The organism is Aliterella sp. E5.1 (assembly GCF_057473825.1).
Window position 1 is genome coordinate 20827 of sequence record NZ_JBYCCV010000048.1, and the last position, 8272, is coordinate 29098.

The 8272-nt window shown below is 40.8% G+C and carries 7 protein-coding genes and 1 pseudogene; 4 read left to right on the forward strand and 4 right to left on the reverse strand.

Annotated elements, in window-relative coordinates; translation table 11 throughout:
* Both AC2VE5_RS15500 and AC2VE5_RS15505 read right to left on the reverse strand, forming a co-directional pair.
* Positions 1–903, reverse strand: coding sequence for a carbohydrate ABC transporter permease (locus AC2VE5_RS15500; protein WP_486888635.1), 903 nt, complete (start codon positions 901–903; stop codon positions 1–3).
* 7 nt (positions 904–910) lie between these two features.
* A pseudogene (locus AC2VE5_RS15505) lies at positions 911–2173 on the reverse strand (ABC transporter substrate-binding protein).
* A gap of 7 nt (positions 2174–2180) precedes the next feature.
* Between AC2VE5_RS15505 and AC2VE5_RS15510 the strand changes: the two are divergent.
* The 3 genes from AC2VE5_RS15510 (at position 2181) to AC2VE5_RS15520 (ending at position 5519) form a co-directional block, all read left to right on the forward strand.
* Complete coding sequence (locus AC2VE5_RS15510) at positions 2181–3515, forward strand: ABC transporter substrate-binding protein (RefSeq protein WP_486888640.1); 1335 nt, start codon at positions 2181–2183, stop codon at positions 3513–3515.
* Between the two features lie 474 nt (positions 3516–3989).
* Entirely contained in the window at positions 3990–4313 is a 324-nt protein-coding gene (trxA, locus tag AC2VE5_RS15515; RefSeq protein ID WP_486888636.1) for a thioredoxin, read from the forward strand.
* A 138-nt stretch (positions 4314–4451) separates the two neighbouring features.
* Entirely contained in the window at positions 4452–5519 is a 1068-nt protein-coding gene (locus AC2VE5_RS15520; protein WP_486888637.1) for an LOG family protein, read from the forward strand.
* A 74-nt stretch (positions 5520–5593) separates the two neighbouring features.
* Here the strand turns inward: AC2VE5_RS15520 and AC2VE5_RS15525 are convergent, their stop codons facing one another.
* Both AC2VE5_RS15525 and AC2VE5_RS15530 read right to left on the reverse strand, forming a co-directional pair.
* Positions 5594–7066 (reverse strand): leucyl aminopeptidase, encoded by a 1473-nt coding sequence (locus tag AC2VE5_RS15525; protein WP_486888641.1) that lies wholly within the window; start codon positions 7064–7066, stop codon positions 5594–5596.
* Positions 7067–7124: 58 nt separating this feature from the next.
* Complete coding sequence (locus AC2VE5_RS15530; RefSeq protein ID WP_486888638.1) at positions 7125–7949, reverse strand: class I SAM-dependent methyltransferase; 825 nt, start codon at positions 7947–7949, stop codon at positions 7125–7127.
* A 60-nt stretch (positions 7950–8009) separates the two neighbouring features.
* Between AC2VE5_RS15530 and AC2VE5_RS15535 the strand changes: the two genes are divergently transcribed.
* Positions 8010–8162 (forward strand): hypothetical protein, encoded by a 153-nt coding sequence (locus AC2VE5_RS15535; protein WP_486888639.1) that lies wholly within the window; start codon positions 8010–8012, stop codon positions 8160–8162.
* The last annotated feature ends 110 nt before the right edge of the window (positions 8163–8272 follow it).

The following is an 8272-nucleotide window of genomic DNA, read 5'->3' on the forward strand; positions in this document are numbered from 1 at the left end:
TTAATCAAAGCTTTCTTCTTTAAAGAAATAGCGCTGGAGCAAAGTTACAGTCATAATTACCAAAGTTAGCAGCAAAGCCAAAGCCGCAGCATAACCCATATCTAAGTTTTTAAAAGCATACTGATAAATCAATAATACAACCGTTAAAGTTGAATTATTGGGACCACCAGAACCGCGAGAAAATATATAAGACTGATCGAATAATTGAAAAGTGCCGATAATACCCATTACAACTATAAAAAAAGTAATTGGCTTTAAAAACGGTAAGGTAATGCAAACAAACTTATCTAACCAACTAGCGCCATCGATAGTAGCCGCTTCATACAAAGCTTGGGGTATATCTTGCATTGCTGCCAAATAAATTACCATAAATAAAGGAGCCGTTGACCAAATATTCATTAGCATAATTGCTTTGAGGGCAACGTTTGGATCTCCTAGCCAATTGTAAGTAGGTAAATGTAGAAAAGCCAAGAAATTATTTAGCAACCCATTAGAGTTACATATCCACATAAAAATTAGAGTCAACACGGCAGAAGAAGTAACTGTTGGTAAAAAGAATAAAACTCTAAATAGATTTTTGCCTTTAATTTGGGCATTTAATACCAACGCTAAACCTAAAGCCAAAATTGTCTGAATAGGCACAACAATTGCCACGTATTCAACAGTATTTTTAAGTGCGATCGCAACTCGTTCATCTTGAGTAAGCCGAAAAAAGTTTCTCCACCCTCTAAAAGCATAACTAATGTCGCCTAAAGGTTGCACTTTATACAACGAAAGCCCGACGGCAAATAAAATCGGCACTACCAAAAAAACTAAGAGAATAATAATTGTAGGACTCATAAAGATATAAGCACTAACTATCTCTTTAAATTGCTTGCCTGATTTTTTAAAAGTATTTACCATGCTGCACTTATTGGGCTAATTCGATTTCTTTATTGGCTGTTATTTGAGCTTTTTGCATCGCCTTTGCTAAAGATTGTTCGCCAATTAGAGCGCTAACAAACTGATTGTTAAAATTATTTAGGATCAAAGGTAAATATTCCCCTGCTTGCCAAATAGTGGCATAGTCAGCACCAACAACAAACGGTGCATATAAAGCATTATCGTCATAATTTAATTTATTAGCAACAGACACGCGAGTAGGCAGCGCTGAACCATTTTTTGTCCAAGCTGTCATGCCATCTTTTCCAGTTAGGTAAGCAATCAGCTTCCAGGCTGCTACCTTGTGCGGCGATTTTTTGTTCATTACATAGGCAACAGTGTAAGCCATCGTCCCTTTCATACCAGCAATTGTTGGTACTTCAGCAACTCCATATTCAATACTTGGAAACGTCTCTTTTAAATAAGAAATAATCCAAGGACCTTCAATTACCATTGCCGCTTTACCTTGTCCAAATATTTCTCCACCAGAAGCCGTACCAACATCTGATGGTTGCGCCGCAGACTTATCTTTAAGGTATTGATCGACAATTAATTGCAAACCTTTTAAGCTTTCTGGCGAAGCAAAAGCAGCTTTATTATCAGCGTCAACTAACTTACCGCCAAAAGCCTCAATTATATAAACTTGCCTAGCCAATTCTGGCGCTAAACCAAAACCATATTGCTCGATTTTGCCATCTCGATTGTTATCAATAGTCAGTTTTTTAGCATAGCAAAGCAATTCGTCCTAAGTAATAGGTGGTTGAGTAAACCCCGCCGCAGCCAAAGCTTTTTTATTATAGAATAGTGACAAAGTAGAAACGTCTTTAGGCAAACCATAAATTACCCCATCGCGTTCAAAAGCCTTAAGTAAACTTGGGGCAAAATCTTGCAAGTCAAAATCAGCTTTTATATAATTATTTAATGGTTCAAGTACGCCAGGAGAAATCAGCGCCGGGGCTTCCAAAGCATCGAGATAAAACACATCCGCCGCAGTTTCGCCAATTAGCCTAGTTTTGAGTACATCCATATACTGATCGGCGATCGCATCGTACTTAACTTTAATTGTTGGATTAAGCGCTTCAAACTCCTCAACTACCTGTTGCAAAAGCTGTTTTTCTAATAAATTACTCCAGCCACTAAGAGTTATAGTAACAACACCATCTTTATTTGCGTGTTTATTAACATTGCAGCCTGTAAAAATAATTGTGCTAAAAATAAATACTACAAAAACTAACAGAAATTTCTTCAGCATAAATAATATCAAATACCCACATCTTAAAGATTGGTTCAATTTATTCCGCAAACTCCAAACAAAAATCCTCCCTTTATTACTTACAGCAACGTTATTTTCAAGTGGATGTCAAAACTCCATCGAAATACCCAAACAAACAGATATAACTAAGATAACCCTGTGGCAAGGAGTGAACCCACCACCAAACCGCGACGTATTACAAAAGCTAGTAGACAAATTCAACCAACAGCATCCAGATATCAAAGTAGAATCATTATATGTAGGACAAGCCGAACAGCAACTACCCAAAATATTGGCAGCAGTAGTTGGAAATGCCCCCCCAGATTTGTTATGGTTTAATGCTACGCTCACTGGGCAATTAGTCGAACTAAATGCCATCCGTCCTTTAGAAAACTGGTTAGCAGAATTACCAGAATTTAGCCAAATCGATCCGGCATTATTCGAGTCAATGGAGTATAGAGGACATACTTGGTCAGTACCCTTTGCAACAAATAATGTAGGCATATTTTATCGCCCTAGCTTATTTAAAGCCGCAGGAATTAGCGACTTGCCTCAAACTTGGGACGAATTGCGTCAAGTAGCGCGTAAATTGACTATAGACACAAACGGCGATCGCCGCCCAGACCAACACGGGATATTTTTGCCTTTAGGGAAAGGGGAATTTGCTGTATTTTTGTGGCTACCCTTTATGTGGAGTGGTGGCGGCGAATTGGTAGCCAATGATAACCAAACACCCGCAATTGTCAATGAAGGCGCAATTTCTTCTTTAGAATTTTGGCGTAGTTTAGTTGCAGATGGTTCCGCCATACTATCTCTACCAGAAAGAGGTTTTGAAATTGACAACTTCTTGGCTGGCAAAGTAGCAATGCAAATTACTGGATCTTGGACTTTAGGGCAGTTGAAGGCAACGGGGGTAGATTTTGGGGTTTTTCCCATCCCAGCCAAATCAAAGCCTGCCACCGCAATTGGAGGCGAGAATCTGTTTGTTTTTAAGTCCAATCCCAAACAAGAAGCCGCCGCTTTAAAGTTTGCCCAATTTGCGATCGGGGAAGAATTTCAAACTCAATGGGCAATTAATACTGGCTACTTGCCAGTAAATATCCAAGCAAGACAAAGTAAACAATACCAAACCTTTGTCGCCGCACAGCCCGCAGTTAAGGTATTTTTAGACCAGGCAAAGTATGGGCGATCGCGTCCAATTTTTCCGCGTTACAGTCGCTTATCAGAAAGCTTAGGTAGGGCATTAGAATCGGTATTGTTAGGAAAAAGTACCCCCACATCAGCTTTAAAAACTGCTCAAGATCGGCTTCACCTAATTTTTACCAATTTAAGCGGATCTTAGCCAGTCGGAGATTTATTAACTGCTACTTTATTTGCGAGTTTAAAGTTCGCAGATACTAACTAACTTTGGAAAGAACTTACTACACTTAACTTAACTATTAGCGATAGTACAAACAGCAAACTATTGAACAAAGATTAACAAGTGCGCTCGCTAAACTTTTTTTGCTTACCTAAAATGCGATCACCTTACTTCATGAATTTAAGTAATAAAACTTGCCAGCAAACATAATCAATGAAAAAACTCTAACCTACAACAATATGTTAATTTTTAATTCCTCTCTTAGAGGTTGACAAGTTATATAATAATATGTATGTGATAAGCAGTTTATTTATATAAATACAAAACTTTGACACACAAAGTTATAATTAAACAAAATCTGTCTAAATATACACTCTTGGCAGATAAGATGTAGGCTTTGCCCTATGATAGAATTTTTAGCAAAGTAATAAACAAAATAAGTAAGGATTTCTAGGAATGTCAGCAGCCGTACAAGTTACAGACTCATCATTTAAGCAAGAAGTATTAGATAGTGAAGTCCCGGTTTTGGTCGATTTTTGGGCCCCTTGGTGCGGTCCTTGTCGGATGGTCGCCCCGGTAGTTGATGAAATCGCCCAGCAATACGATGGTCAAGTCAAAGTTGTCAAACTTAATACTGACGAAAACCCCAATGTTGCCAGCCAATACGGTATTCGTAGCATTCCTACTCTGATGATTTTTAAGGGTGGGCAAAGAGTAGATATGGTTGTTGGTGCAGTACCAAAGACAACTTTGGCTAATACTTTGGAAAAATATCTTTAAAAATAGTTGCAACTATAAATTAAATGGCGCACCTTGTATTGATTGAATACAAGGTGCTTTTTATTGGCATATCAAGCAATCTTTCAAACTAAACTCCAAAAATCGGTACAATAGAGTGCCAGTTGTGCAATGGCACTCATGAATTCATTACCCCCCTTCGATCCTACTGATTCTCTCTTAAAAGATGTTGCCCAAATAATTGAGCAGCTACCAAATCTCCAACATCGGCAACTCATCCAGCAAACCCTAGCAACAGTTGTCCGCCTAGCTAATAGCGAGATCGATCGCCTAGACTGGAAAATTTTATCAGCATCTTTAGCGGATATGGAACGGGGGTTGGAATTATTTCATACTTACCGCCACGTCCGCAAAGTAACTATTTTTGGCTCGGCACGTACCCTTCCAGAAGCCCCCGAATATCAAATGGCGGCTGACTTTGCCCGTTGCGTAACCAAACTAGGGTTTATGGTGATGACGGGCGGTGGCGGTGGGATTATGCAGGCAGGTAACGAAGGCGCTGGAAAAGAAAATTCTTTTGGGTTAAATATTCAGTTGCCCTTTGAGCAAGAAGCAAATCCCTTTATTCAAGGCGATCGCAAATTAATTCACTTTAAGTATTTTTTCACGCGCAAATTGTTTTTGCTAAGAGAAAGCGATGCAGTTGCTTTATTTCCTGGTGGTTTTGGCACTCAAGACGAAGCTTTTGAATGTATGACTTTAAGCCAAACTGGAAAATTTGGACCTGTACCGCTCATCTTAATCGATCGCCCCGGCGGCTCTTATTGGCACGACTGGAGCGCCTATATAGATAAGAATTTAGTCAAAGCAGGCTTGGTAAGTAAAGACGATTCTAGTCTTTATACCATCACCGATAACTTAGATGTAGCTTGCAACGCTATTACCGCTTTTTATCAGGTGTATCATTCCAGCCGTTACGTCCAAGAAAAATTAGTAATTCGCCTCAAAACTGAATTATCCGATGCCCAAGTCGAGCAGTTGAATACTGATTTTGGCGATATTTTAGTCAAAGGACGGATTGAAAAAAGTATTGCTTTACCCCAAGAGGCGCAAGATGAAACGGCGGAACTCCCGCGCTTGATATTTCACTTCAACCAGCGCGACCTGGGGCGATTGTATCAAGCGATCGCTACCATCAATCAAATGGGTACACCCACACCCGCCGCCGCGCATCCAGAACTCAAATAAGGGCAATTCCTCCTGATGTGTAAAGAAAAATGTGGGTATTGCTACAATACCCACCTGTTTAAAAAAAGTTGAATCTAGCTAGTTACCCAATCAACCAAGGTTCTGACCCCGTAACCTGTAGCACCAGCGCTGTTGTAGCCATTGTCTTTATCTGCCCAAACGGGTCCAGCAATATCAATGTGCGCCCAGGGAGTTTCTTTGACAAACTGTTGCAAAAACAAAGCTGCTGTAATCGATCCACCCGGACGAGGACCTGTATTTTTCATATCAGCAATGGGAGACTTCAGCCCTTCAAAATACTTTTCTTCCATTGGCATTCGCCAAATTTTTTCTCCTGCCTTTTCTGCCGCTTGCACTAATTGATTTGCAACTTCGTCGTCACTACTCCATAAGCCGGCAATATCATCGCCTAAAGCAATCACGCAAGCCCCCGTGAGCGTCGCCAAGTCAACGATCGCATCTACGCCCAATTTCTCTGTAAACACCAGCGCATCCGCCAAAGTTAACCGCCCTTCAGCGTCGGTATTATTAACTTCAATAGTTTTACCATTGGAGGCAGTGAGAATATCTCCGGGGTGGATAGCGCGACCGCTAATCATATTTTCAGTTACAGCACTAATAAAATGCACTTCTACATCTGGCTTGAGTTGAGAAATTGCTTTAGCCGCCCCAAAAGTCGCCGCCGCGCCGCCCATATCCATTTTCATGGTTTCAATGCCGCTTCCTGCCCCTTTGATGTTCAGACCGCCAGAATCGAAGGTTACGCCTTTACCAATAATCGCTAATTTTCTTTTGGGCGTGCCTTCCGGCTTGTAGGTGAGGTGAATAAATTTTGGTGGCATTTCTGACGCTTGGGCAACGCCTAAAAATGCCCCCATACCCAATTGTTCGCATTCCTCACGTTCGAGTATTTCTAGCTGCAAACCGTGGGCAGAGGCGATTTCTTCTGCCGTTTGCGCCATACTCATCGGCGTTACAGTATTAGCTGGTGCTGTTACCAATTGACGGGCTAAAATTACTCCAGAACAGATTTGATGGGCGCGGGAAATTGCGTTTTCTTGCCCTGGGAAGCCAATTAAATCGACTCTTTCTACGTTAGAAGTCTGTTCTTCAGGTTCCGATTTAAAACGCCGATCTTGGTACAAACCAAGCTCAACTCCTTCAGCAATGGCTCCGGCGGTCAATCCTGGCTCATTGTTCCAGATAGGTAAACTAATGCCTACAGTTTGACACTTTTCTTTTTTAGCTAACTTAGCGATCGCGGCTCCGCACCGCCGCCAATTATCTAATTTCAACTTATCTGGTTTGCCAAGTCCCACTAATATAACTTTACGCACCGAACTATTACCGCCGACTCTAGTTACAATGCTGCTACCGTCTTTGCCCTTAAATTCATTCTCGGCAATTACTTCCTTCAACACACCAGCAAATTTTGCATCTAACTGGGTCAACTCATCTGATTGTTCTACAGTATCTTCAAATAAACCCAACGCGAGGGCATCTCCAGCCCACTCTAGTAGTGGTGTATCAACTGCTCGAATTTCCATCCTAAGTATTTCGCTCAAAGCTTCTGTTTCTTCCAGTATTGCGTAAAATTTTTGCACTCTACGGCGTTTTTTGGGCAAGATGGAAAGCGCTGAGATAAGAAAGTTGAACGCTGTTTGCGCCGTCTTGTTCTAAAGTCTTCTTCAAAGAAGCAACTAAATTGTCTCTTTGCTGGGGTTCTAGCTCTATATAGGGCGAATAAGTATTTAGTAGCAGCAAATAATCATCAACGCTGTAAGTGACTTCCCACGTTATTTGTTCAGATACTAAACCGCCAAAATGACCAGAATCAGTAACAATCTGTCCAAGCTTTCTGAGGCTTTGGGTTTGCATCTCTCTGTCTTCATATTTCCCTAAAGCTGGCGCATATTTTTGATAAGCCTCCTGTAAAAACTGACAAACTTCATAGGGAAGTTGAGCCGACATATTCCATAGCAAAATTAGAAACCCATTATTTTGCAAAGCCGCCGCAGCTTTGGGGTAAACAATTTCTGGCGTAATCCAATGAATAGAAGTTGCAGCCAAAACAGCGTCAAATCCCCCTGCTTCTAACTCCCACTCCTCAAACATAGTATTTGCAATCTCTACCTTTGGATAAGTGGCGCAGTTTTGTTTAGCTAATTGACACGCAGCCTCACTTGACTCAATGCAAAGCAACTTGTAACCCTTTTGAGCAAAAGCAACTGTAGCGTTTCCAGGACCGCAACCTAATTCGAGAATTGATGCGTCTGGGGGAAGTTGGGTTAGCTCTATTATGCGATTAATTAATGCTTCAGGATAGCGCGGTCTGACTCGGTTGTAAGCATCAGCTACCGGACTATACCAGTTTTTTCGCTGCTCTAAGGGGTAAGCCTCAGCCCCAAACTTAGGGTTATTTTGATCCATAGGAATAGTTCACTAAAAAAGTATGAATATTCAAACAGTATTTTTGGGCTGGCGATCGCTATGAGCAGTAATCTTGTTGTTTTAATCAAATTGCTTTTTGGTTTATCGTCCTACGTCATCGTTGGCTACTTAATTGTTTGGACTTCAATTGCAGCTAATAGTTTTGGTGGAATAAATGAGACTTTTGTTAATGGTAATACCAATTCTGAATGAAGGTGCGCTAAATTAGCATAAGTGTAAGGGGAAAGGAAAAGTTATGAGTCGTCCGTTCCAAGTGGAGATATCTGAAAGCAAAGAAATGTTGGAGAAAGCACTCAAATATG